This window comes from Variovorax sp. LjRoot130, assembly GCF_964253755.1.
Lineage (GTDB): Bacteria > Pseudomonadota > Gammaproteobacteria > Burkholderiales > Burkholderiaceae_C > Variovorax.
Window position 1 is genome coordinate 196,101 of the sequence record NZ_CAXURM020000001.1, and the last position, 22,653, is coordinate 218,753.

The following is a 22,653-nucleotide window of genomic DNA, read 5'->3' on the forward strand; positions in this document are numbered from 1 at the left end:
AAGTCAGGGCTCACTCTCAAGCGCGAAGCGCAGGCTGAAGGCCGCGCAGAATTCCCGCGTCCCGCTGATCGACAGCGTGACCGTGCGCCAGCCGGCTTCCTGCGTGTCCTGCAGGTCGTAGTCCCAGTCGCCGCCGTCGCCCACCGGGCCGCGGCGATCCGGAAAGCTGGCGCTCGCCCAGTCGAGCACCAGGGCGATCTCGGCATCCACGGCTGCCGCCCGATCCGGCGCCGTGGAGGCCATCGCGTCGAAGACACCGATGCCCTGTGTGTCCTCGCTGTACTCGAAATCCAGGTAGTTCAGCGTCATGGCGCCTCCAGCAGGTGGCGCAGCATGAGCTGCGCATTGGAAGGCAGGTCTTCGCGGCGGCGCACGCAGACCATCAGGTTGCGCACGGCCCAGTCGTCGGTGAGCGCGATGCGCGCGATCTTCATCGACCTGGCGCAGCGCGCGGCCACCGTCTGCGGCACGATGCCGACGCCGATCCCTTGTTCGACCATGCGGCAGACCGCTTCGAGGTGGCGCACGCGCACGCGGTAGGCAAGCCGCCGGCCCAGGCGCTTCGCGTGGTGCGAGACGAGTTCCTGCAGCGGGCTGCTGCCGGTCAGGCCGACGAACTCGCGGTCCACCATGTCGCGCAGCGCCGCCCGGCGCCGCTTCGCCAGCGCGTCGCCGCGCGGCACCACCAGCACGAGGTGGTCCTCCCTGAAGACGAAGCTCTCCAGGCCGGCCAGGTCCACCGCGTCCGAGACGATGCCGATGTCGCCGAGCTCGCTGCGCAGCGCCTCGACGATGTCGTGGCTGGCGCGCTCTTCCAGGTCGACCGAGATGCGCGGATGGAGCGCCAGGAAGCTGCTCAACGCCTCGTGCAGATGCTCCGTGAGGGCCGAGGCGCGCACGCCGCTCCACATCTGGCGCGGTAAGGTTCGTTGCTCCGAACCGGCGATGAACAACGCGACCACGACCTCGTCGAAGGAGGTGATGAATGCGAACAACGCGCCCGAGGCGACACCCGGCGCAATCACCGGCAGCATCACGCGGAAGAAGGCCTGCACCGGGCTGGCGCCCAGGCTGGCGGCCGCGCGCATCAGGTTGTGGTCGAAGCTCGATAGCGTGGCCATCACCGTGATGACCACGAAGGGCGCGCCGAGCGCGGTGTGCGCGATCACCAGGCCGGTGAGGCTGTTGAGCAGGCCGACGCGCGCGAAGCAGTAGTAGATGCCGACCGCGCTCACCACCACCGGGATGATCATCGGCGAGATCACGACCGCCATGATGCCGGCCTTCCAGGGGCAGTCGCGCCGCGACAGGCCGAGCGCCGCCAGCGTGCCCAGCACCGAGGCCAGCAGCGTCGCGCACGAGGCCACGATCAGGCTGTTGCGCAGCGCCAGCTGCCAGACCGCGGAGCCCAGGAACTCGCGGTACCACTGCAGCGAGAAGCCCGGCATCGGGTAGGTGAAGAAGGGTTCGGCGTTGAAGGACAGCGGCACGATCGCCGCGATCGGTGCCACCAGGAACAGCAGCACGGCGACGCAGAAGCCCCGCAGCAGAAACGCGGGCCCGCGGGAGGGAAGACGGACGGCTTGCATGGCTTGTTCATCCCATTCGGAGTTTGTCGATGCCCACGATGCGGTGGTACAGCGCATACAGCAGCAGCACCAGCACCAACAGCGTTGCGCTCAAGGCGGCGGCCATGCCCCAGTTGGTCACCTGGCTCGCGAAGTAGGCGATGAAGTAGCTCAGCATCTGGTCCTGCGGGCCGCCCACCAGCGCCGGCGTGATGTAGTAGCCGAGCGCCAGGATGAACACCAGCAGGCAGCCGGCGCTGACGCCCGGCAGGCTGAGCGGCAGGTACACGCGCACGAAGGCCGGCAGCGGCGGCGCGCCCAGCGAGGCTGCGGCACGCATGTAGTTCGGCGGAATGCCCTTCATCACGCTGTAGATCGGCAGCACCATGAAGGGCAGCAGGATGTGCGTCATCGCGACTAGTACACCGATGCGGTTGTGGATCAGCTCCAACGGATGGGCCGGATCGACCAGGCCGAGCCAGCCGAGCAGGCTGTTGATCACGCCGCCGCCCTGCAGCACCACGACCCAGGCGGTGGTGCGCACCAGCAGCGAAGTCCAGAACGGCAGCAGCACCAGCAGCAGCAGCATGCGCGCGGTGCGTGGTGGCGCGGTGGCGATCCAGTAGGCCAGCGGATAGCCGAGCAGGAGGCAGATCAGCGTGACCGCGGCGCTGATCGCGAAGGTGCGCACGATCACGTCGCGGTAGATCGCGCTGTCGTCGTTGGCGGCGACGATCGTGCCCTCGGCGTCGCGCCGGAGGTCGACCGATGCCAGCAGGTAGAAGTCGGTGTGCGCGGGCAGCGCGCGCTGGATCACCTGCCAGGTCGCCGGGTCGCCCCAGCGTTCGTCGATCGCCTTCAGACGCTCGAGGCCGGTGCCGGGCGTGCCGTCGTCGCGGTTCACTTCGCGCGCCGTCTTCAGCATCATCGAGCGCAGGCCCGACTGGTAGTAGTTGAGCCGCTTGGCGACCTCGGCCACGGCTTCGCGCGGGCTGGCGCGCAGGTCGGCGACCAGCGCATCGACCTGCGCCGAGGTCGGCTCCCCGTTCCCCTGCCAGCCCTTCATCGCGAGCGCGGTCTGCGGCAGCACCGCCGCGACCTCGCGGTTGTCGACCGCCCGCGTCAGCAGGATCGCGATCGGCACCACGAACACCAGCAGCAGGAAGACGAACAGCGGCGCGATCAGCGCGAGCGCCTTCCACCGGCTCTCACGCTGCAGCCGCAGCAGGTCGCGGCGCAGCGCGGCGCGGTCGTCGGCGGAAGCCGCAGCGGCGCCCATCGTCGCGCCGGAACCCAGGACCGAGCTCATGGAATCACCCTCAGCGCGCGAGCCACTTGTTGAAGCGCTCGGTCAATTCCTCCTCGTGGTCGGCCCAGAACTGCGAGGAGACGACGAAGGCGTTCTTGACGTTGGCCGGCGCGTTCGGCAGGTCGGCCTGGATGGACGCCGGCACCTTGCTCATCGCCGCCTTCAGCGTCGGGCCGTAGGAGATGTACTGCGATTGGTTGGCCATGACTTCGGGCTTGACGGTGTAGGCCACGAACTGCTGTGCCGTCGCGAGGTTCTTGCTGCCCTTGGGAATGGCCCACAGGTTGAAGTCCAGCCCCTGGCCGTCCCAGACGATCTTGAAGGGCTTGCCGCTGTTCTTCACCGCGTCGTAGATGCGGCCGTTCCATGCGGTGGTCATCACCACTTCGCCGTCGGCCAGCAGCTGCGGCGGCTGGGCGCCCGCGGTCCACCAGACCTTGACGCTGGGGCGAAGCTCATCGAGCTTCTTGAAGGCGCGGTCCACGCCGGCCTTGGTGCCCAGTACCTTGTAGACGTCCTTGGCCGGCACGCCGTCGGCGATCAGCGCGAACTCCAGCGTGGTCTTGGGCGACTTGCGCAGGGCGCGCGGGCCGGGGAATTTCTTCACGTCCCACAGGTCGGCCATGGTCTGCGGACCGCCCTTCGGGAACTTGTCGGCGTTGTAGGCGTAGATGGTGCCGAACACGATGGTGGCCACCGCGCACTCCATCGCGGCGCCCTCGATGAACTTGTCCTTGCCGCCGAGCTTGGCGTAGTCGACCTTCTCCAGCCAGCCTTCGTCGCAACCCTGCAGTGCGTGGCTGGGCTCGACGTCGACCACGTCCCAGGTGACCTGCTTGGTCTCGACCATGCCCTTGATCTTGGCCGGCGAGCCGTCCCATTCGTCCTGCAGCACCTTGGTGCCGGTCGACTTGGCGAAGGGCTCCATGTAGGCCTTCTCCTGGCTCTTGGTATAGGCGCCGCCCCAGGACGTGACGGTCAGGGTCGACTGCGCGCTGGCGAACGGCGCTGCGAGCACCGAGCTCAGCAGGGCGGCGAAGGCCGCGGCACGCACGGCAAAAGGCTTGCGGTTCATGGAGAAGCTCCTGTGAGGGATGAAGAGGGGAGACCGGAATTCACTGCAAGGGCAGGGCGCGGCACTGCGCCGCGTCCCAGCCGATGCGCAACGACATGCCCGGCCGCAAGGCGGGCACGCTCGCATCGTTGGGCAGCTTCATGAGGAAGTTGGCAAGGCCGCAGGCGTCGAGGCACAGCCGCCTGTGGTCGCCGTGGTAGACCAGGTCGACCACCTTCGCGGACACGGCGTTCAGGCGATCGCTGCCCTCGTCGCCCTCGGCGAGCAGCCGCACTCTCTCGGGCCGGAGCGACAGTGCCGCCTGCTGCCCGATGGCCAGGCCCGGTCCGCTGCGCGCCGCGATCCCGGTGCCGTCGGCGCAGCGCAGCAGGCAGCGCTCGCCTGAGAGCTCCGCCACCTGGCCGCGCAAGGTGTTGTTCTCGCCGATGAACTGGGCGACGAACAGGTTGGAGGGCGACTCGTAGAGCTCGTCGGGCGGGGCGAGCTGCTGCATCACGCCCTGGTCGAACACGCCGACGCGGTCCGACATGGTCAGGGCCTCCGACTGGTCGTGGGTCACGTAGACGATGTTGATGCCCAGGCGCCGGTGCAGCGCCTTGATCTCGATCTGCATGTGCTCGCGCAGCTGCTTGTCGAGCGCGCCGAGCGGCTCGTCCATCAGCACCAGCTTGGGTTCGAACACCATGGCCCGCGCCAGGGCGACGCGCTGCTGCTGGCCGCCGGAGAGCTGGGCCGGGCGGCGATCGTCGAGGCCGACCAGGCGCACCATGTCGAGCGCCCGCTTGACCTGCGCCTGGATGTCGGCGCCGCCGACGCCGCGCATGCGCAGCGGGAAGGCCACGTTGTCGGCCACGCTCATGTGCGGGAACAGCGCGTAGTTCTGGAACACCACGCCGATGTTGCGCTGGTGCGGCGGCACCTGGTCGATGCGCTGGCCATCGAGGTGGATCTCGCCGGCGCTCGGCGCCTCGAAGCCGGCCAGCATCATCAGGCTGGTCGTCTTGCCCGAGCCGGAGGGGCCGAGCAGGGTGAGGAATTCGCCCTGCCGGACCGAGAGGTCGAGCCCGCGCACCACGTAGGCATTGCCGTCATAGGACTTCTTGACCGCGTCGAACCGGATGAATTCGGTGCTGGACTTCATGGCATTCCTTCCAGGGGAGGTCGTCGGATTGACCGACCGTTGGCGGCAACTGTATGACCATTCAATGAACAGATCAAGACTTGTATGACCATAGTGTTGGTAGTACAAACCCGCAATCGTGCGACTATGATGTAGGACGACAATCGCGAGCGCACTCGACGAGACAGTCATGCACGCCGTGATCGCGCGCTAGTCAGACAAGTGGGACAACAATGCATTCATTCAGCGATTTCCGCCCGGTCGAAGACGGCCCCGCGATCTACCAGCAACTGGCCGACGAGATCCATCGCCGGGTCACCGAAGGCGAGCTGACGCCCGGCGACCGCCTGCCGCCGCAGCGCGAGTTCGCGCGCATGGTCGGCGTCAACCTAACCACGGTGACGCGCGCCTTCGCGGCCTTGCAGCGCCGCGGCGTGGTCGCGAGCCGGCCCGGGCGCGGCTCGGTCGTGACCGGCGGCGCCGGCGAGCTGGCTTTCGCTTCGGCGCCGGAACGCGAGCCGGGCCTGATCGACCTGAGCGTCAACCGGCCCGCCACCACCGACTACCTCGAAGCGCTCGCGCGGCTGCTGCCGAGGCTGCCCAAGGATGCGCGCTACGCCGAGCTGCAGGACTTCCATGCGCCCGAGGGCCCGCTCTGGGCGCGCGAGGCGGTGGCCGGCTGGCTGGCCCCGGTGCTCGGGGTGCAGAACGCGCAGCAGGTGATCGTCACCCACGGCGCACAGAGCGCGCTGGCCTGCGTGCTGGGCGCGGTCGCGCGGGCCGGCGACGTCGTGCTCGCCGATGCCGTCACCTACCAGGGCATGGCGGCGCTCTGCCGCACGCTCGACCTCGAACTGCGCCCGGTGGCGATGGACGACGAGGGCCTGCGCCCCGACGCGCTCGATGCCGCCTGCGCCGAACACCAGCCGCGCGCGCTGTTCGTCGTGCCCTGCCTGCAGAACCCGACCGCGATCACCCTGTCGGCGACGCGGCGCGCGCAGATTGCGGAGATCGCCGAGCGCCACGACGTGCTGATCATCGAAGACGACGTCTACCGCCCGCTGGTCGAGGACGCGGCGCCGGCCTTCGCTCAGCTGGCGCCCGAGCGCACCGTCTATGTCACCGGCCTGTCGAAGACCGTGGCGCCGGGCCTGCGCTTCGGCGTCGCGGTGGCGCCGCCGCCGCTGGTCGCCGACATCGCCGCGATGCAGCGCGTCGCGTGCTGGAGCATCGGCCCGCTGAATGCGCTGATTGCGACGCGGCTCATCGAGGAGGGCACGTTGCTGCAGATCATCGAAGCCCAGAAGACCGAGCTGCGCGCGCGCCAGGCGCTGCTGCGTGCGGCGCTGGAAGGCTTCGACGTGCATGCCGGCGAGGCCTCGACGCACGCCTGGCTCAAACTACCCTCGCCGTGGCGCGCCAACGCCTTCGTCAATGTCGCGCGCAAGAACGGCGTCGGCGTGCTGGCGGCCGATGCCTTCGCCATCGGCCAGCATGCCGTGCCGCACGCAGTGCGCATCAACGTCGCCGCCGCCCGCTCGCGCAACGACCTCCAGCGCGGCCTCGAGTTGCTTGCGGAGGTCATGCGCAGCGCGGAGCGGCATGTGTCGAGCCTGGTCTGAGCGCGGGCGGGTCATGAGCGGGAACTCCGGCAGCGTCGACATCGCCATCGTCGGCGCCGGCGTCATCGGGCTGGCGATCGCCCTGCGGCTGCAGGACGACGGCCGCGAGGTGCTGCTGATCGATCCCGAGGAGCCCGGCTCCGGCGCGTCCTTCGGCAACGCCGGCACCATCGCCGGCTACGGCTGCGTGCCGGTCGGCACGCCCGAGGTGCTGCGCTCGCTGCCGGCGTTGCTGTTCGGTCGCGATAGCCCGCTGGCGATCCCGGCGGCCGCGTTGCCGGGGATGCTGCCCTGGCTGCTGCGCTTCCTGTGCGCCTCGATGCCCGGCGCGGCCGGTGCAAGCGCCGATGCGCTGGCCACGCTTCTGGCGCAGGCCGGCGCCTCGTGGGAGCGGCGCTGGGCCGCGCTGCAATGCGAAGACTTGGTCCACCGCAAGGGCTGCCTGTACCTCTACCGCGATCCGCCCTCGACGCGCGCCTTCGACTTCCGCCTGCGCGAACGGCACGGCGTGCATCAGCAACTGCTGACGCCGGCCGAGGTCGCCGCGCTGGAGCCGGCCCTGGCAGCGAGCGCGCGCCACGGACTGTTCTTTCCCGATGCCGTGCATCTGGTCAGTCCGGCGGCGCTGATGCAGTGCATGTTTGCGCAAGCGCAGCAACGCGGCGCGCGCCACCTGCGTGCCCGTGCGGTGGACCTGCGGGCCGATGGCGCCGGCGCCGTGCTCCAGCTCGACCATGACGACGGCCGGCGCGAATCCCTTCGCGCCGGCACGGTAGTGATCGCCGCCGGCGCGCATTCGCGCGCACTGGCGCGGCAGGCCGGCGAGCCCGTGCCGCTGGACACCGAGCGCGGCTACCACCTCGAATACGCCTTCGAAGCGTCGCCACTGCAGCGGCCCGTCTGTCCCGCCGAACGCGGCTTCTACCTCACGCCGATGGCGGGCCGCCTGCGCGTGGCGGGCACGGTCGAATTCGGCGGCACCGCGCGGCCGGCCGACCCGCGGCGCTGGGCGCTGCTCGACCGCGGCGCGCGCAGCCTGTTCCCAGAATTGCCCGCGCCATCCTCGCAATGGCTCGGCTTTCGTCCTTCGATGCCGGACTCGGTGCCGGTGATCGGCCGGGCGCGCGGCGTGCGCGCCGCTGTGCTCGCCTTCGGGCACGGCCACCTGGGGCTCACGCTCGCGACCGCGACCGCCGAGCTGGTGGCCGCCGAAGTGGCTGGCCGGCCCGCCTTCGCCGTATCCGCGGCGTGGGCGCCGCAACGATTCGCGCGCTGAGCGTCGGAGGTCAAGGGCTGGGGTTGTGGCGGATCAGCGCGGCTTGATGCTGCCCGCCGGCTGTGGCACGCTGGCGCGAAGAGTGAGGTCCACATGCCGACCCGAGCCGTGGCTGCGCTGAGTGCCTTTGTGCTGTCGCTGCTGGTGTGCGGCTGTGCCAGCCTGCCGAGCGTCGTCGAACGGCCGGTATCGACCAGCATCGCGGCCCCGGCCGATGCGCCTCTGCCGGCGCTCGCGCGCGAGCTGGCCATCCCGCGGGGCCAGTCGGCGCTGCGCTCGATCCCGATGCCGCATCACGCGCTCGCGGCCCGGCTCGAACTGATCGCCCGCGCGCAAAGCTCGCTCGACCTGCAGACCTACCACATCGCCGACGACGCCACCGGCCGGCTGTTGCTGCGCGCGCTGCGCGATGCGGCCGAGCGCGGCGTGCGCGTGCGCCTGCTCGTCGACGATTTCCATACGGAAGGCCTGGACGAGCTGCTGCTCGGCCTGGCCGCCCACCCCGGGGCGGAGGTGCGCCTGTTCAATCCCTTCGCCTACGGCCGCGACGCGTCGCCGGTGCGGCTGTGGCAGTTCCTCACCGACTTCGGCCGCCTCAACCACCGCATGCACAACAAGCTCTTCGTCGCCGACGGCGTCTTCGCCATCGCCGGCGGGCGCAACCTGGCCGACGACTACTTCCTGCGCAGCGCGCGGTCCAACTTCATCGACTTCGACCTGCTCGCGGCCGGCGCGCTCGTGCCCGAGCTCTCGCGCCCCTTCGATGCCTACTGGAACAGCGAGCGCGTCTACCCGCTGCAGGCGGTGGCGGGCAACCGCCTCGATGCGGCGCAGCGCCGGGCGCGCTTCGAGCAGCGGACCGCGGGCGATACCAGGGGCTCGGTGCCGGGGCTCTCGGAGGTGGCCGCCGGCAACGCGCTGCGGCCGCGTCCGGACCCGAGCGACGAGGGCCTGTTCGGCTTCTTCATCGCTCCGGCCGGTGCCTTTGCGGACGCGCCGGTCAAGCTGCGCAACGACAGCTACGAGCCGGGCGCGGACTCGGTCACCGGCCGGCTGATCCGTCTGCTGGCCACCGAAGCGAAGTCGGAAGTGATCCTGGCTCGCCCTACTTCGTGCCCGGACGCGTCGGCATGGCGCATCTGCGGCAGCTGCGTGCGCGCGGTGTCGACGTGCGCATCTTCACCAACGCCGCCGGCGTCAGCGACGAGCCGCTGGTCGGCGCCGGCTACGAGCCCTACCGGCTCGAGATGCTGCGCCTGGGGGTGCGGGTGTTCGAGGTCACCTCGGGGCGCCTCAAGCGCGATGCCGGCCTGCGCAGCGTGCTCGGCAGCTCGACCGGCCGGCTGCATGCCAAGCTCGGCTTCGTCGACCGGAAGATCCTGCTGGCCGGCTCCCTGAACCTGGACGGCCGCTCGGCGTTGATCAATACCGAGCTGGGCTTGCTGGTGCGCAGCCCCGGGCTCGTTGCGCAGCTGTTGGACTTCTACCGTGTCGACACCAACGTTGGCGTCTACGAAGTCCGCCTCAAGCCCGATGGACAGAGCCTCGAATGGATCGGCCTCGATCCGGAGGGCGAACCGGAACGGCTCGACGAGGAGCCGGAATCGACCTGGCTGCTGCGGCTCAAGCTGCGCCTGATATCGCTGTTCGTGCCGGAGGAGCAGCTTTAGCGGCGGCTGCGAGCTCAGGGCTCGCGCCCGGCTTTCAGCGGATAACCCGCCTCGCGCCAGGCCTTCATGCCGCCATCGAGCGCGACCGCGTGCAGGAAGCCCATGTCGCGCAAGGTCGCGGCCGCCAGCGTCGAGATGTAGCCCAGCTCGCAGCAGCTCAGGATGCGCCGCGTGGGATCGGGCAGGTCCTGGTTGACGCGCAGCTCCAGCTGGCCGCGCGGCAGCAGGCGCGCGCCGGGAATGTGGCCGCCCTCGTAGGCCTCGCGCTCGCGCACGTCGAGCACGATGAGATCGTCCTCGCCGGCCTCCACGCGCGTCTTGAGCTCGGCCAGCGACATGAAGGGCACCGTCGCGCCCGCTTCGGCCAGGAGGCGCGCCACCGTCTTGCCGCCGCTCATGTTGGTGCGCAGCGCCTCGGTCACATGTGTGGGCATCGTGAGATTGAGGCTGTTCATCATTTCGACGAACTCGACGCGCTCGCGCTTCTGCAGGCGCGGGTTCGATGCCAGCTCCTCGCCGATGGTCGAATGCGTGCGTCCTTTGTAGTCATGCGCCGGACAGACTTTGAGCGCCGGGTCCAGGCGCAGCACGCGGTTGAACAGGCTGTCGTAGAGCGCTTCCGGGTCGCCGCTGGGCAGGTCGGTGCGGCCGGTGGCGCCGATGAGCAGCGTGTCGCCGGTGAACAGCCGGTCTTCCACCTGCAGGCACATCGAGTCGGCGGTGTGTCCCGGCGTGTGCAGCACTTGCAGCCTGAGCTTGCCCAACACGATCATCTCGCCGTCGCCCAGCCGCATGTCGACGAAGGGAGCCGGGCTCTTGCGGTGCATCACCACCGGCACCTTGAGCTGCCGTGCGAGTTCGCGCGTGGCCGAGAAGTGGTCGGCATGCGTGTGGGTGTCGATCAGGTAGCGGATGCGCACACCGTCGCGGGCGGCGAGCGCGATGTAGTGGTCGATCTGGCTCAGTTCCGGATCGATCAGCGCGGCGGCGCAGCTCTGGTCGCAGCCGACGAGGTAGGACTGGCAGCCCCCGGTCGCGACCTGTTCGAAGAGCATGCCTCGCTCCCGATTCAGCCCGGTTGCTTGACCACCCGCAGGTAGGGCTTGGGCGCGTCCCAGCCGCCCGGGAACAGCTTCTTCGCGTCGTCGTCCGACACCGAGCCGGCGATGATCACGTCCTCGCCCTGCTTCCAGTTCACCGGCGTGGCGACCTTGTGCTTGGCGGTCAGCTGCATCGAGTCGAGCACGCGCAGGATTTCGTCGAAGTTGCGGCCGGTGGTCATCGGGTAGGTCAGCATCAGCTTGATCTTCTTGTCCGGCCCGATGATGAAGACCGAGCGCACGGTCGCGTTGGTGGCGGCGGTGCGGCCCTCGGAGGTGCCGGGTTCCTCGGCCGGCAGCATGTTGTAGCGCTTGGCCACGGCGAGGTCGGTGTCGCCGATCATCGGGTAGGTCGGCAGGTAGCCCTGCGTTTCCTCGATGTCCTTGGACCAGCGGTCATGGGCATCCACCGGATCGATGCTCAGGCCGATCAGCTTGGCGTTGCGCTTGGTGAACTCGGGCTCGATCTTCGCCATGTAGCCCAACTCGGTGGTGCACACCGGCGTGAAGTCCTTGGGGTGCGAGAACAGGATCGCCCATTGGTCGCCGATCCATTCGTGGAAGTTGATATCCCCCTTGGTCGTCTTGGCCGTGAAGTTGGGGGCTTCGTCGTTGATGCGCAGTGACATGTTCGCTCCTCGAAAAAAGAGTTGACCGACAACAAACTCCTGCTGCCGGTGATGCGGCAAGACTCAAAGCATAGAAGAGCGCCGGGCCGGATGCCTAGCTCTTCTTGGATGTCCTGGCAAAGAATTGTGTCGGCACCGGCTGGACCGTCTCGCTGCCGCATTTGGGGCAGCGCAAATGGACGGTGGCATGCTCGGCAACATGTTCGGCGTGCTCGAAGACCTCGCCGCATTTCTGGCAACGGTACTGGTAGGTAGGCATCGCGCGTCTCCATCCTTGACCGGGACTCGGGGACCCGGGACGCGATTCTCTTCCTTATTCGCTCTTCAGGTGATAGCCGCGACCCGCATAGTCGAAATCGACCAGCTCGTTGATCGCCACGCTCTTGTCCGCCGGCGAGGCGTAGTAGGCGCGGATCTCGGCGATCCGGCCGCTTTCGGGATCGAACTCGTACCACTCGGCGCCGCGCAGGGCGGTGCCGCTCCTGTTCTTCCAGTGGGTCCACTCGATCATGGCCTCGGGCTTGTCGTGGCTCACGATGATGCGCTCGATGGTCCACTGCGAGCCCAGGGTCTCGACGCACCATTGCCATTTCTTCGCGATGGTGTCGGCCGTGCGCCAGGGAATCTCGGGCAGGCCGGCGGGGAAGTAGTGCACCGCGTCGGGCTTGAAGCAGTCGACCAGCGCCTGGTAGTCGGCGGCGTTGCAGGCGCCGAAATAGCGGCGGATGAGGGCTTCGTAATAGGCGGGGGTGAAGGCGGTCATAGCGGTCTCTGGTTGGGAACGAGAGGCGGGCGGCCGGCGGCGACCCATTCGCGGTGCTGCTGGCGCGTCGCCTCGCTCGGCGGGTACAGGCCCCACAGCGCCTCGCCGGCGCGCACCCGCAGCGCGAGATAGGCCTCGATGTCGTCGCGCTGCTCGCACAGATCGGCCATCTCCTCGGCCAGGTGCGCCGGGATCACGGTGATGTTGTCGCCGTCGCCGTGGATCACGTCGCCCGGGTACACCGCCACGCCCGCGCAGCCGATCGGCACCTGCAGGTCTGCCACGTGGTGGAAGGCCAGCCGGGTGGTCGCGGTCACGCCGGTGCACCAGATCGGGAAATCCATCTGCCTGAGCTCGGTGCCGTCGCGGAAGCTGCCGTCGGTGACCACGCCGCGCGCGCCGCGCATCATCATCCGCGTGATGAGCATGTTGCCCATCGAGGCGGCGCGGCCGTCCTTGTTGCTGTCGATCACCAGCACGTGGCCCGGCTCGAGCTGCTCGACGCCCACCCACTGCAGGTTGTCGGCGCTCGGTTCGGTCTTGAGGTTGCCGTAGACGTCGACGTCCTCGCGCGCCGGGATGAAGCGCATCGTGTAGGCGCGGCCCGCGAAAGGCTTGATCCTCCGGTTGAGCGGCGTCAGGCCATGCAGCACCGGCTGGCGAAAGCCCTTGATGTAGAGCTGCGTGGTCAGCGAGCCGCTGCTGGCGCGGGCCAGGCGGTCGAGCACCGCGTCGGGCACATGGGGCACGGGCGGGCGCTGCGGAATCGCGGCAGGCGGCAAGGGAGCGTGGGCGGTCATGGTCTGTCTCAACATGTGGAACCGAAAGGTGGGCCGGCACCCGACGCGGGGGGGAACAGGCATCGTAGTGAGAGGTGGCCAAAAATAGAATCGACGCCACCGCCTGCGCAGGCCTGATCGGCGGGCCAGTACCAGCATCTGAGACAAACCATGGCCACATCCTCCGGCGAGGGCACCGGCGCCCTCGAAAAGGCGCTCGACGTGCTCGACGCGATCGGTTCCGCGCCCGAGGGCCTGGGCCAGAGCGAGCTGGCCGAGCGCCTCGCGCTGCCGCGCACCACCGTCTACCGGCTGCTGGCGACCCTGGTCGCGCGCGGGCTGGTGCGGCGCGATCCGCTGCGCAAGGTCTATTGCCTGGGATTCCGCTGTTTCGAGATGGCGCGCCAGGCCTATGCGATGCCCGACCTGGTGGCCGCCGCCGCCTTCGAGCTGCGCGCGCTGCGCGACCTGACCGGCGAAACCACCTACCTCGCCGCGCTCGACGGCCGCGAGGTGATCTCGCTGGAGCGCTGCGACGGCGCTCACAGCCAGCGCTCGGCCGCGGTGCTGGGCCAGCGCAAGCCGGTGCATTGCACCAGCCAGGGCAAGGCCATCCTGTCGGCCATGCCCGACGCGGCGCGCGATGCGATCGTGCGCGATGCGGTGCTGAAGCCACTCACGCCGCTCACCATCACCGACCGGCGCCGGCTGCAGGCCGAGTTGCGCATCACGCGCTCGCGCGGCTATGCGATCGACGACGAGGAGATCGCGCTCGGCGTGCGCTGCGTCGGCGCGCCGGTGGTCGATGCGGCGGGGCAGGTGCGCGGCGCGATCAGCGTGGCCGGCCCGGCCTGGCGCCTCACGCGCGCTCGGCTCGAACTGCTGGGTCCCGAAGTGGCGGAGGCCGCGCGGCGCGTCGGTGCGCAGCTGCAGCCGCAGGGCGCCGAGGCCGCGGCGCAGAGCGAAGCCTCGGTCTCGGCGCTGCCGGGCCCGTGGGCCTTCCATGGTGCGCACCCCTTGTGGTCGGCGGACGGCCAGCGCCTCTGGTGGGCCGACGTGCTCGCGCCCTCGGTGCGCGTGTGGGACGGCGATCAGGATCGCGAACTCGCCACGCTCGAAGCCCCGGTGGTCGGCCTGCTGCGGCGCGGCGATGTACTGGTGGCGGTGCACGAGCACGGCGCCTTCGTGGTCGCGGCCGATGGTTCGACGACTCCGCTGGCGTCCTGGCTGAAGGGCGCGGTCCTCGCGGTATGCAACGGCGAGGACGATGCGATCTGGGCCGCCGTCGCGCTGCCCGAAGCGGGCACCGCGATCGGCCTGGTGCGCGAGGACGGCGGCCTGGATGTGAAGTGGCGCATCGGCGAGCCGGTGCAGTGCCTGCGCTGGCGCGGCGACGACCGCACGCTCTATGCGGCGGCGCCGGGCTCGGGGGCCATCCTGCTGATGCAGGCCGGCGCGCCCACCGTGCGCCGGCTGGCCACCGTGCCCAGGGGCTCGGGGCGGATCAGCGGCCTGGCCTTCGATGCGGCGGGCGGCATCTGGACCGCGCTGTGCGACGGCTGGTCGGTGGTGCGCTTCAGCGCCGACGGCCAGCTCGATCGCGTGGTGGGGCTGCCGGTGCCGTGCGCGACCGATCTGGTCTTCGGCGGGCCGGATGGCCAGCAGCTCTACATCACGACCGCGCGTCAGAGCGTGGCACTGGACACGCTGGCGAGCGCGCCCCTGTCGGGGCGCCTGCTGGCCTTGCCGGTCTGATCGGCGGCCGCGCACTGCTCGACCAGCCACTGGCGAAAGAACCCGAGCGCCGGTCGCTCGTCGTGCGTCGCGGGCGTCACCAGGAAGTAGCCGCGCTCCGCGCGCAGCGGCCGATTGCAGGCCACGACCAGCTCGCCGCGCGCAAGCTCGGGCTCGATCAGCATGTGCGGCATCAGCGCCATGCCGAGCCCGTGCGCGGCCGCGATCGCCAGCATCGAGAACAGCTCGTAGCGCGGGCCGCTGCGCGCGCGCGGCGCGTCCACCCCCTGCGCGTCGAACCACTGGTGCCAGCCGTCGGGCCGGGTGCTTTGCTGCAGGAGCGGCATCCGTGCCACCGCGGCCGGCGAGAGCTGCTTGCGCGGCGCCATCAGCGCCGGGCTGCACACCGGCACCACGTCTTCATGCAGCAGAAGGGTCGACTGCGTGCCGGCCCAGTTGGCCGTCTGCGCGATCGTGCCCGCGTAGAGCGCGGCATCGAAGGGGGTGTCGTTGAAGAGAAAAGGACGGGTGCGCGTTTCGATGTGCACCGTGATGTCGGGATGCAGGGCGGCAAAGCCGGGCAGCCGCGGGATCAGCCAGCGCGTGGCAAAGGTCGGCACCGCCGCGAGCTGCAGCGAGCCGCCCAGGCCCTGGCGCGCCATCGCGTCGAGCGTGTCGCGCTCCATGGTGTCGAGCTGGCGCGCGATCTGGCGTGCGTAGTCGGCGCCGCCCGGCGTCAGGGCCACGCCGTGGCGCGTGCGGCGGAACAGCGCCATGCCGAGGAAGTCCTCCAGCGCCGTGATCTGGCGCGACACCGCGCTCTGCGTGAGCGCGAGTTCCTGCGCCGCGCGCGTGTAGCTCTCGTGGCGTGCGGCCGCTTCGAAGCAGATCAGGGCCTGGGTGGACGGGATTTTTCGACGCATGGTATGCGAGTGCTACATAGTTGAAGCAACGGCGCTTCCAATGGCAAGACGCTCCGGCATTGTGCTCTGAAGTGAGCAGAACGCATAACTGGGTGTGGAATCCTCGTTTGCGCTCGCCATGCCGCGCGCTTACGATCGCGGACGAACCTCAAGCCCCCTATACCGGAGACCGCCATGGCCCACGCCGCCTTTCACTGGGAAGATCCTCTTCTGCTCGACCAGCAGCTCACCGCCGACGAACGCATGGTGCGCGACGCTGCCAATGCCTACTGCCAGGAACGCCTGGCGCCGCGCGTGCTCGACGCCTTTCGCAGCGGCGAGACCGACCCCGCGATCTTTCGCGAAATGGGTGCGCTCGGCCTCCTGGGCCCGACGATCCCCGAGCAGTACGGCGGCCCCGGCCTCAACTACGTCTGCTACGGCCTGATCGCGCGCGAAGTCGAGCGCGTCGATTCGGGCTACCGCTCGATGGCCAGCGTGCAGAGCTCGCTGGTGATGGTGCCGATCAACGAGTTCGGCACCGAGGCGCAGAAGCAGAAATACCTGCCCAAGCTCGCCACCGGCGAATGGATCGGCTGCTTCGGCCTGACCGAACCCGACCACGGCTCCGACCCCGGCAGCATGGTCACGCGCGCCAAGAAGGTGGCCGGCGGCTACTCGCTCACCGGCGCCAAGATGTGGATCAGCAACAGCCCGATCGCCGACGTGTTCGTGGTCTGGGCCAAGGAAGTGAGCGAGAGCGGCACGGTCGGCCCGATCCGTGGCTTCGTGCTCGAGAAGGGCGCCAAGGGCCTCTCCGCCCCGACGATCCACGGCAAGGTTGGCCTGCGCGCCAGCATCACCGGTGAGATCGTGATGGACAACGTGTTCTGCCCCGAAGAGAACGCCTTCCCCGAAGTGCAGGGCCTGAAGGGCCCGTTCACCTGCCTCAACAGCGCCCGCTACGGCATCTCCTGGGGCGCGCTCGGCGCCGCCGAGGACTGCTGGCACCGCGCGCGCCAGTACACGCTGGACCGCAAGCAGTTCGGCCGCCCGCTCGCGGCCAACCAGCTGATCCAGAAGAAGCTGGCCGACATGCAGACCGAGATCACGCTGGGCCTGCAGGGCTGCCTGCGCCTGGGCCGCATGAAGGACGAGGGCACGGCCTCGGTCGAGGTCACCTCGCTGCTCAAGCGCAACTCCTGCGGCAAGGCGCTCGACATTGCCCGCCTGGCGCGCGACATGATGGGCGGCAACGGCATCAGCGACGAGTTCGGCGTGGCGCGGCACCTGGTCAATCTCGAGGTGGTCAACACCTACGAAGGCACGCACGACATCCATGCGCTGATCCTGGGACGTGCCCAAACCGGCATCGCCGCTTTCGCCAATTGACATGGCTGCCGCAGCACTCGACGGCATCAAGGTTCTCGACCTCTCCCGCGTGCTCGCGGGTCCGTGGTGCACCCAGATCCTCGCCGACCTGGGGGCCGACGTCGTCAAGATCGAACGCCCCGGCGTCGGCGACGACACGCGTACCTGGGGCCCGCCCTTCCTGAAGGACGCGCACGGCCGCGACACCGACCAGGCCACCTACTTCACCGCCTGCAATCGCAACAAGCGCTCGGTCACCATCGACATGGCCTCGCTCGAGGGCCAGGCGCTCTTGAAGAAGATGGCCGCGCAGAGCGACATCGTGGTGGAGAACTTCAAGACCGGCGGCCTCAAGCAGTACGGTCTCGATCACGAAAGCCTGCGCGCGGCCAATCCGCGGCTCATCTACTGCAGCGTGACCGGCTTCGGCCACGACGGCCCGCATGCCTCGCGCGCCGGCTACGACCTGATGATCCAGGCCACCAGCGGCATGATGAGCATTACCGGCCGGCCCGACGAGGTGCCCGGCGGCGGCCCGCTGCGCGTGGGCGTGGCGCTCACCGACCTGTTCACCGGCGTCTACGCGTCGAGCGCCATCCTGGCCGCGCTCGAGGTGCGGCATCGCACGGGCGAAGGCCAGCACATCGACATGGCGCTGCTCGACGTCGGCATGGCCATCCTCGCCAACCAGGCCAGCGCATTCCTCAACACCGGCGTCGCGCCGCAGCGGCAAGGCAACAGCCACCCGAGCCTGGCGCCCTACCAGGACTTCCATACGAAGGACGGCGCAATGCTGCTGGCCATTGGCAACAACGGCCAGTTCGCGCGCTTCTGCGAGGCGGCCGGCCATGCCGACTGGGCCAGCGACCCACGCTTTGCGACCAACACGCTGCGCGTGCGCCATCGCGAGGTGCTGATCCCGCAGATGGAGGCCGTCACGCGCACGCGCACCACCGCCGAGTGGATCGCGCTGCTCGAGGACAAGGCGGTGCCCTGCGGCCCGATCAACGACATCGCGCAGGCCTTCGAGGACGAGCAGGTCAAGGCGCGCGGCCTCGCGGTGTCGATGCCGCGCCAGGCCGGCGACGGCATCGACCATATCGTCGGCGTGGCGAGTCCGCTGCGCCTGCAAGGCACGCCGCCGGTGCAGCGCCATGCGCCGCCGGCACTCGGGCAGCACACCGACGAGGTGCTGGCCGAACTGGGCATCGACGAAAAGCAGCGCGCCGCGCTGCGCGACGCGGGCGTGGTCTAGCGGCGCGGAAACAGCGTGAACGGCCCAACGCAGGACGCGATCGTCGGCTTGGCCGTTGCGTTGGGTGCGGGCCTTCTGATCGGCATCGAACGCGAGCGCCGCAAGGGCCGCGGTGCGGACCGGGCGGCCGCGGGCCTGCGTACCTTCGCGCTGGCGTCGGTGGCAGGCGCGCTCGCGCAACTGCTGCCGGTGTCGGGTCTGGTCGTCGTGGGCGCGGCGGTGATCGGGCTGCTCGGCGCGCTCTCGTACTGGAAGAGCCGCTCGCGCGATCCGGGGCTGACGACCGAGGTGGCGCTCTTCGCCACCTATCTGGTCGGCGTGCAATCGGTGCTCTCGCCGGCGCTGGGCGCCGCCTGCGGGGCCGGCATCGCGCTGCTGCTGGTTGCACGCACGCGGCTGCACCGTTTCGCGACGCAATGGCTGAGCCAGCAGGAAGTCCATGACGCGATCCTGCTGGCCGCGCTCGCGCTGATCGCGCTGCCGCTGATTCCGTCGCAGCCGATCGCCGCGCTCGGCGGCATCGAGCCGCGGCCGCTCGCGGCACTGGTGCTGCTGATCATGGGAATCCAGGCCTTCGGGCAGCTGGCGCTGCGCTGGCTCGGCGTGCGCGCCGGCCTGTTGGTGTCCGGCCTGCTGTCGGGATTCGTCTCGAGCACCGCGACCGTGGCCTCGTTCGGCGGCCGGGCCCGCGCGCAGCCCGCGCAGACGCCGGTGCTGGCATCGGGCGCCGCGCTGTCGGCGGTGGCGACCTGGGTGCAGGCCCTGCTGATGAGCGTCGCCTTGTCGCCCGTCGCCGCCGCCGCGTTGCTGCCCGCCGCGCTCGCCGGTGCGCTCGGCGCGGCGGCCGTCGGCCTGCTGCCGGTCTGGTCGCAGCGATCGGTGGGTGAAGCCGAGCAGCCGGAGAGAAAGGGCAGCGCGCTGCGTCCGCGCGAAGCGCTCGCCGTCGCCGCGATGCTGGCTGTGGTCGCAGTGCTGGTGGGCAGCGCACAGCGCCGCTTCGGCGATGCTGGGCTCGGCATCAGCGTCGCGCTCGCCGCCTTGGCGGACGCGCATGCGCCCGTGGCGTCCTTGGCCTCGCTGCATGCGGCCGGCGCCTTGCAGGCCAAGCGTTTCGTGCTCGGCGTCTGCCTGGCGGTCAGTGCCAACACGCTGACGCGCTGCACGGTGGCCGCCATCTCCGGCGGCCTCGGCTATGCGCTGCGCGTCTCGGCTGCGCTCATCGCCAGCCTCGCGCTGGCCTGGGCCGCAGCCTGGTGGACAGTGGTTCGCTGAGGTTTCGGGGTACGCGTCCGCGTCTGTTTGCGGAGATTGCGGAGCCTATTCTCCGCATATTTCGCGGTAAATCATGCGGCGTTTGCGGAGAATAGGGCGCACAATCTCCGCATGAAAAGCGGAGATAGTGGAGCAGGCGTCTATATCTGGCAGCACCCCAGCTGGCCGCGCCTGCACTACGACCTGTCCCGCCTCGCCGGGCCGCTCGCTGCAGTCCACGGCGCCCAAGGCCATCTGCTCGGGCGGATGACGGCCACGGGCATGCCGCAGCGGGATGCGGCCACCTTGCGGGTGCTGACCGACGACGTGCTCAAGACGAGCGAGATCGAAGGCGAGCAGCTCAACCCGGAGACCGTGCGTTCGTCCATCGCACGCCGCCTGGGCCTGGACATCGGCGCGCTGGCGCCGGCCGACCGGCACGTCGACGGCGTGGTGGAGATGGTGCTCGACGCCACCGGCGCCGCTGGACAACCCCTGACGCGCGAGCGCCTGTTCGGTTGGCATGCCGCGCTTTTCCCGACGGGGTACAGCGGTCTCTCGCCGATCCGCACCGGCGAGTGGCGCGACGATGCGGCAGGGCCGATGCAGGTGGTGTCGGGCCCCGTCGGACGGCGCAAGGTGCACTTCGAGGCACCGCCCGCGCAGCGGCTCGAGGCGGAGATGGCCCGCTTCCTTGAATGGTTCGAGCTGTCGCGCGGCGGCGATCTGCTCGTCCACGCGGGCCTGGCCCATCTGTGGTTCGTCACGCTCCATCCCTTCGACGACGGCAACGGACGCATCGCGCGCGCCGTGGGCGACATGGCGCTGGCCCGCGCAGAAGGGTCGAGCCAGCGCTTCTACAGCCTCTCGGCACAGATCCAGCGCGAGCGCAAGGACTACTACGAGATGCTGGAGCGGACGCAAAAGGGCACGATGGACGTCACGCCATGGCTGGCCTGGTTCCTGGGCTGCCTGTTGCGCGCGATCGAGGGCGCGGAGGCATCGCTGTCGGCCGTGCTGGGCAAGTCACGCTTCTGGCAGCGCTGGGCCGAGACGCCGTTGAACGAGCGGCAGATCAAGCTCGTCAACCGGCTGCTCGATGGTTTCGAGGGCAAGCTGACGAGCAGCAAATGGGCCTCGATGGCGAAGTGTTCGCCCGATACCGCGCTGCGCGACATCAACGAATTGGTTGCACTCGGCGTTCTGATGAAATCCGACGCCGGCGGACGGAGCACCAGTTACGAACTAGGCTCCTAGCGCGGCCCTCAGAGCGCACGCCCGACGATCGCCAGCGCGAACACCGCCACGCCGAGCGCCAGGTTGGTCGCCACCAGCTTGCGGATGGTGCCGAGATTCGCCGCCGCCGCCGGCCAATCGCGCACCGCGACCGCGCGCTGCAAGCGCGGGTAGGGCGCGAAGCGGACGTGCAGAAACAAGGCCATCATCACCAACCCGACGGCAAGCATGGCATGCACGCTCCAGTGCACGCGCGCGAAGCCGCCCGCAAGCATCAGCATCCAGAGCCCGCTCGCAAGCAGCACGCCGATGGCGATAGCCACGCCGACGAAAAAGCGCGACAGCGTGTCCGCCATGAAGGGCAACCTGAGCGGCGGCTCCAGCGTGGCAACGGCGGCAGGGCGAACGGCGAAGTGCATCGCGGCCATGCCGCCGACCCAGAAGGCGGCAGCGAGCAGATGCAGGAACAGCAAGATGGCGGGAAGAACGGGCATGGCGAAGGGTAGACCAGAACTCACCCGAGTGCCGCGCGCAGCCTGGCCACCAGCCGGCGCGCCTCGGCGGCCGAGGCGATGTTCGTGAAGCCCATCAGCAGCCCTTGCGCGCCGCCGGCGCCGATGCTGCGCAACGACAGCGCCTGGCAGTTCAAGCCGGCCTGTTGCGCACGGCCTGCCAGCATGTCGTCGTTGCCGAGACCGTCGAGGCGCGCGATCAGGTGCATGCCGCCGCGGCGAAGGTCGATGCGTACGTGCTCGCCGAAGACCCGCAGCAGCTCGGCCGCCAGCATCGCCCGGCGGCGCGCGTAGAGCAGCCTCATCTTCTTGATGTGGCGCGAGAAATGGCCTTCCTTCAGGAAGTCGGAGACGATGGCCTGCATGAGCTGCGGACATCCGTTGGACCCGATTCGTGCGGTTTCCGCGCAGCGCTCCACCAATGGCTCGGGCACGACCACGTAGCCCAGGGCCAGCCCCGGATAGAGGACCTTGGAGAAGCTGCCGGCGTAGAGCACACGCTCGTGCGTGTCCAGGCTCTTGAGGGCTGGCAGGGGATGGCCGGCATAGCGGTGCTCGCCGTCGTAGTCGTCCTCGACGATCCAGGCCTTCGCCTTCGACGCCCAGTCGAGCAGCTGGAGGCGGCGCGCCATGCTCATCGAAAAGCCGAGCGGGGCTTGGTGCGAGGGCGTGACGATGGCCATCCTCGCCTTCGCCGCCCGGCGTGTGCCCTGCGCGACCACGATGCCTTCCTCGTCCACCGGCACCGGCACGCTGCGATGGCCAGCGCTGCGGAGCACTTCGCGCGTCGGCGGAAAGCCCGGGTCCTCGATCCAGACCGTGTCGCCGCGCTGGAGCAGCGCATGCGAGACCAGCGCCAGCGAGGCTCGGTAGCCGGCCGTGACGAAGACCTGCGCCGGCCGGCACGCGACGCCGCGCGAGACCAGCAGGTAGGCGGCGATGGCTTCGCGCAACGGCCCGTAGCCCGAGGGGTCGCCATAGAACATGTCGGCTGCGCTCATCGAGCGCATCCTGCGCGCCGCCAGCCGCGACCAGAGCTTGCGTGGAAAGGCATCGAGCGCAGGAATGCCCAGCTGGAAGGGCAGCGGCACCTCGGCCGCGCCCGGCGGCGCACCGGCCGGTGCCTTGGCCGAGGCGCGGCCGGCGCGCACCGGCCTGCGCTGTGCCAGATGCGGCGAAACCACGGTGCCCGCCTGCCCGCGCGCAACGAAGTAGCCCTCGCCCGCCAGCTGGCCGTAGGCGGCCTCGACCGTTGCGCGCGCCACGCCGAGCTCGCCGGCGAGGCTGCGCGCCGAGGCCAATCGATCGCCCGGCCGGAGCATGCCTTGTTCGATGGCGGCGCGAAACCGCTCGTAGATCTGCCGGTACAGCGGCGCCTGCCGCGTCCTGTCGAGCTCCAGCATGCCGGTAGGGAAAGGGCGCTTCATCATGGCCTGGTCATTCTGTCGATTCTTGGCTCTTTTGCCTGGGGCATCGTAGAC

General features: G+C 69.7%; 21 protein-coding genes and 2 pseudogenes. 9 read left to right on the top strand and 14 right to left on the bottom strand.

Going from position 1 to position 22,653, the window contains the following annotated elements; genetic code table 11:
• Positions 1-3: 3 nt before the first annotated feature.
• The 6 genes and pseudogenes from ACSQ86_RS01050 to ACSQ86_RS01075 all read right to left on the bottom strand — a co-directional run bounded on the left by ACSQ86_RS01050 (position 4) and on the right by ACSQ86_RS01075 (position 5,093).
• Entirely contained in the window at positions 4-309 is a 306-nt protein-coding gene (locus ACSQ86_RS01050) for a hypothetical protein (RefSeq protein WP_436308325.1), read from the bottom strand.
• Positions 306-911, bottom strand: a complete 606-nt coding sequence (locus ACSQ86_RS01055; RefSeq protein WP_436310242.1) for a LysR substrate-binding domain-containing protein — start codon at positions 909-911, stop codon at positions 306-308. Before ACSQ86_RS01055 ends, ACSQ86_RS01050 begins: the two co-directional genes overlap by 4 nt.
• A pseudogene (locus ACSQ86_RS01060) lies at positions 888-1,589 on the bottom strand (ABC transporter permease); the annotation flags it as partial. The pseudogene ACSQ86_RS01060 and the gene ACSQ86_RS01055, both read right to left, overlap by 24 nt.
• 7 nt (positions 1,590-1,596) lie before the next feature.
• The gene (locus ACSQ86_RS01065; protein WP_436308326.1) at positions 1,597-2,877 is read right to left on the bottom strand and encodes an ABC transporter permease; all 1,281 of its coding nucleotides are present in this window, start codon (positions 2,875-2,877) and stop codon (positions 1,597-1,599) included.
• Positions 2,878-2,887: 10 nt separating this feature from the next.
• Positions 2,888-3,952 (bottom strand): ABC transporter substrate-binding protein, encoded by a 1,065-nt coding sequence (locus ACSQ86_RS01070; RefSeq protein ID WP_436308327.1) that lies wholly within the window; start codon positions 3,950-3,952, stop codon positions 2,888-2,890.
• 40 nt (positions 3,953-3,992) lie between these two features.
• Complete coding sequence (locus ACSQ86_RS01075; RefSeq protein WP_436308328.1) at positions 3,993-5,093, bottom strand: ABC transporter ATP-binding protein; 1,101 nt, start codon at positions 5,091-5,093, stop codon at positions 3,993-3,995.
• A gap of 212 nt (positions 5,094-5,305) precedes the next feature.
• Here ACSQ86_RS01075 and ACSQ86_RS01080 point away from each other — a divergent pair, with 212 nt between their 5' ends.
• The 4 genes and pseudogenes from ACSQ86_RS01080 (at position 5,306) to ACSQ86_RS01095 (ending at position 9,640) form a co-directional block, all read left to right on the top strand.
• The gene (locus ACSQ86_RS01080) at positions 5,306-6,694 is read left to right on the top strand and encodes a PLP-dependent aminotransferase family protein (RefSeq protein WP_436308329.1); all 1,389 of its coding nucleotides are present in this window, start codon (positions 5,306-5,308) and stop codon (positions 6,692-6,694) included.
• Positions 6,695-6,707: 13 nt separating this feature from the next.
• Positions 6,708-7,970, top strand: a complete 1,263-nt coding sequence (locus tag ACSQ86_RS01085) for an NAD(P)/FAD-dependent oxidoreductase (RefSeq protein WP_436308330.1) — start codon at positions 6,708-6,710, stop codon at positions 7,968-7,970.
• Between the two features lie 285 nt (positions 7,971-8,255).
• Positions 8,256-8,675: pseudogene (locus tag ACSQ86_RS01090) on the top strand (phospholipase D-like domain-containing protein); the annotation flags it as partial.
• 425 nt (positions 8,676-9,100) lie between these two features.
• The gene (locus tag ACSQ86_RS01095; RefSeq protein WP_436308331.1) at positions 9,101-9,640 is read left to right on the top strand and encodes a phospholipase D-like domain-containing protein; all 540 of its coding nucleotides are present in this window, start codon (positions 9,101-9,103) and stop codon (positions 9,638-9,640) included.
• 14 nt (positions 9,641-9,654) lie between these two features.
• Here ACSQ86_RS01095 and ACSQ86_RS01100 read toward each other — a convergent pair whose 3' ends face one another.
• From ACSQ86_RS01100 to ACSQ86_RS01120, 5 genes are all read right to left on the bottom strand, one after another.
• Positions 9,655-10,695, bottom strand: coding sequence for an MBL fold metallo-hydrolase (locus tag ACSQ86_RS01100; protein ID WP_436302383.1), 1,041 nt, complete (start codon positions 10,693-10,695; stop codon positions 9,655-9,657).
• A 14-nt stretch (positions 10,696-10,709) separates the two neighbouring features.
• On the bottom strand, positions 10,710-11,369 hold the full coding sequence (locus ACSQ86_RS01105) for a peroxiredoxin (protein ID WP_093104462.1): 660 nt from the start codon (positions 11,367-11,369) through the stop codon (positions 10,710-10,712).
• Positions 11,370-11,463: 94 nt separating this feature from the next.
• Complete coding sequence (locus ACSQ86_RS01110) at positions 11,464-11,628, bottom strand: FmdB family zinc ribbon protein (RefSeq protein ID WP_093104460.1); 165 nt, start codon at positions 11,626-11,628, stop codon at positions 11,464-11,466.
• Positions 11,629-11,682: 54 nt separating this feature from the next.
• Positions 11,683-12,132 (bottom strand): nuclear transport factor 2 family protein, encoded by a 450-nt coding sequence (locus ACSQ86_RS01115; RefSeq protein ID WP_436302384.1) that lies wholly within the window; start codon positions 12,130-12,132, stop codon positions 11,683-11,685.
• Positions 12,129-12,932, bottom strand: coding sequence for a ribonuclease activity regulator RraA (locus tag ACSQ86_RS01120; RefSeq protein WP_436302385.1), 804 nt, complete (start codon positions 12,930-12,932; stop codon positions 12,129-12,131). The genes ACSQ86_RS01115 and ACSQ86_RS01120 overlap by 4 nt, the downstream gene beginning before the upstream one ends.
• 150 nt (positions 12,933-13,082) lie before the next feature.
• On the opposite strand from ACSQ86_RS01120, the gene ACSQ86_RS01125 reads away from it, so the two are divergent.
• Positions 13,083-14,666 carry an IclR family transcriptional regulator domain-containing protein gene (locus ACSQ86_RS01125; protein ID WP_436308332.1) on the top strand — a complete coding sequence of 528 codons (1,584 nt, stop codon included), beginning with the start codon at positions 13,083-13,085 and terminating at the stop codon, positions 14,664-14,666.
• On the opposite strand, the gene ACSQ86_RS01130 is transcribed toward ACSQ86_RS01125, so the two are convergent.
• Positions 14,597-15,568, bottom strand: a complete 972-nt coding sequence (locus ACSQ86_RS01130) for a LysR substrate-binding domain-containing protein (protein WP_436302387.1) — start codon at positions 15,566-15,568, stop codon at positions 14,597-14,599. The genes ACSQ86_RS01125 and ACSQ86_RS01130 overlap by 70 nt on opposite strands.
• A 174-nt stretch (positions 15,569-15,742) precedes the next feature.
• On the opposite strand from ACSQ86_RS01130, the gene ACSQ86_RS01135 reads away from it, so the two are divergent.
• The 4 genes from ACSQ86_RS01135 to ACSQ86_RS01150 all read left to right on the top strand — a co-directional run bounded on the left by ACSQ86_RS01135 (position 15,743) and on the right by ACSQ86_RS01150 (position 20,681).
• Entirely contained in the window at positions 15,743-16,939 is a 1,197-nt protein-coding gene (locus tag ACSQ86_RS01135; protein WP_436292296.1) for an acyl-CoA dehydrogenase, read from the top strand.
• 1 nt (position 16,940) lies between these two features.
• Positions 16,941-18,173, top strand: a complete 1,233-nt coding sequence (locus ACSQ86_RS01140) for a CaiB/BaiF CoA transferase family protein (RefSeq protein ID WP_093104451.1) — start codon at positions 16,941-16,943, stop codon at positions 18,171-18,173.
• A 15-nt stretch (positions 18,174-18,188) separates the two neighbouring features.
• Positions 18,189-19,445, top strand: coding sequence for an MgtC/SapB family protein (locus ACSQ86_RS01145; RefSeq protein WP_436302388.1), 1,257 nt, complete (start codon positions 18,189-18,191; stop codon positions 19,443-19,445).
• A gap of 111 nt (positions 19,446-19,556) precedes the next feature.
• Positions 19,557-20,681 carry a Fic family protein gene (locus ACSQ86_RS01150; protein WP_436308333.1) on the top strand — a complete coding sequence of 375 codons (1,125 nt, stop codon included), beginning with the start codon at positions 19,557-19,559 and terminating at the stop codon, positions 20,679-20,681.
• An 8-nt stretch (positions 20,682-20,689) separates the two neighbouring features.
• Here ACSQ86_RS01150 and ACSQ86_RS01155 read toward each other — a convergent pair whose 3' ends face one another.
• A complete protein-coding gene (locus ACSQ86_RS01155; protein WP_436302390.1) occupies positions 20,690-21,154 on the bottom strand; it encodes a CopD family protein in 465 nt (154 codons plus the stop codon).
• Between the two features lie 20 nt (positions 21,155-21,174).
• Positions 21,175-22,602 (bottom strand): PLP-dependent aminotransferase family protein, encoded by a 1,428-nt coding sequence (locus tag ACSQ86_RS01160; protein ID WP_436308334.1) that lies wholly within the window; start codon positions 22,600-22,602, stop codon positions 21,175-21,177.
• Positions 22,603-22,653: the final 51 nt, after the last annotated feature.

Excerpts from the sequence above, each read along its gene's own strand:
- ACSQ86_RS01050 (WP_436308325.1), bottom strand. The coding sequence starts at position 309 with ATGACGCTGAACTACCTGGATTTCGAGTACAGCGAGGACACACAGGGC.
- ACSQ86_RS01055 (WP_436310242.1), bottom strand. The coding sequence starts at position 911 with ATGTGGAGCGGCGTGCGCGCCTCGGCCCTCACGGAGCATCTGCACGAG.
- ACSQ86_RS01065 (WP_436308326.1), bottom strand. The coding sequence starts at position 2,877 with ATGAGCTCGGTCCTGGGTTCCGGCGCGACGATGGGCGCCGCTGCGGCT.
- ACSQ86_RS01070 (WP_436308327.1), bottom strand. The coding sequence starts at position 3,952 with ATGAACCGCAAGCCTTTTGCCGTGCGTGCCGCGGCCTTCGCCGCCCTG.
- ACSQ86_RS01075 (WP_436308328.1), bottom strand. The coding sequence starts at position 5,093 with ATGAAGTCCAGCACCGAATTCATCCGGTTCGACGCGGTCAAGAAGTCC.
- ACSQ86_RS01080 (WP_436308329.1), top strand. The coding sequence starts at position 5,306 with ATGCATTCATTCAGCGATTTCCGCCCGGTCGAAGACGGCCCCGCGATC.
- ACSQ86_RS01085 (WP_436308330.1), top strand. The coding sequence starts at position 6,708 with ATGAGCGGGAACTCCGGCAGCGTCGACATCGCCATCGTCGGCGCCGGC.
- ACSQ86_RS01095 (WP_436308331.1), top strand. The coding sequence starts at position 9,101 with ATGGCGCATCTGCGGCAGCTGCGTGCGCGCGGTGTCGACGTGCGCATC.
- ACSQ86_RS01100 (WP_436302383.1), bottom strand. The coding sequence starts at position 10,695 with ATGCTCTTCGAACAGGTCGCGACCGGGGGCTGCCAGTCCTACCTCGTC.
- ACSQ86_RS01105 (WP_093104462.1), bottom strand. The coding sequence starts at position 11,369 with ATGTCACTGCGCATCAACGACGAAGCCCCCAACTTCACGGCCAAGACG.
- ACSQ86_RS01110 (WP_093104460.1), bottom strand. The coding sequence starts at position 11,628 with ATGCCTACCTACCAGTACCGTTGCCAGAAATGCGGCGAGGTCTTCGAG.
- ACSQ86_RS01115 (WP_436302384.1), bottom strand. The coding sequence starts at position 12,132 with ATGACCGCCTTCACCCCCGCCTATTACGAAGCCCTCATCCGCCGCTAT.
- ACSQ86_RS01120 (WP_436302385.1), bottom strand. The coding sequence starts at position 12,932 with ATGACCGCCCACGCTCCCTTGCCGCCTGCCGCGATTCCGCAGCGCCCG.
- ACSQ86_RS01125 (WP_436308332.1), top strand. The coding sequence starts at position 13,083 with ATGGCCACATCCTCCGGCGAGGGCACCGGCGCCCTCGAAAAGGCGCTC.
- ACSQ86_RS01130 (WP_436302387.1), bottom strand. The coding sequence starts at position 15,568 with ATGCGTCGAAAAATCCCGTCCACCCAGGCCCTGATCTGCTTCGAAGCG.
- ACSQ86_RS01135 (WP_436292296.1), top strand. The coding sequence starts at position 15,743 with ATGGCCCACGCCGCCTTTCACTGGGAAGATCCTCTTCTGCTCGACCAG.
- ACSQ86_RS01140 (WP_093104451.1), top strand. The coding sequence starts at position 16,941 with ATGGCTGCCGCAGCACTCGACGGCATCAAGGTTCTCGACCTCTCCCGC.
- ACSQ86_RS01150 (WP_436308333.1), top strand. The coding sequence starts at position 19,557 with ATGAAAAGCGGAGATAGTGGAGCAGGCGTCTATATCTGGCAGCACCCC.
- ACSQ86_RS01155 (WP_436302390.1), bottom strand. The coding sequence starts at position 21,154 with ATGCCCGTTCTTCCCGCCATCTTGCTGTTCCTGCATCTGCTCGCTGCC.
- ACSQ86_RS01160 (WP_436308334.1), bottom strand. The coding sequence starts at position 22,602 with ATGATGAAGCGCCCTTTCCCTACCGGCATGCTGGAGCTCGACAGGACG.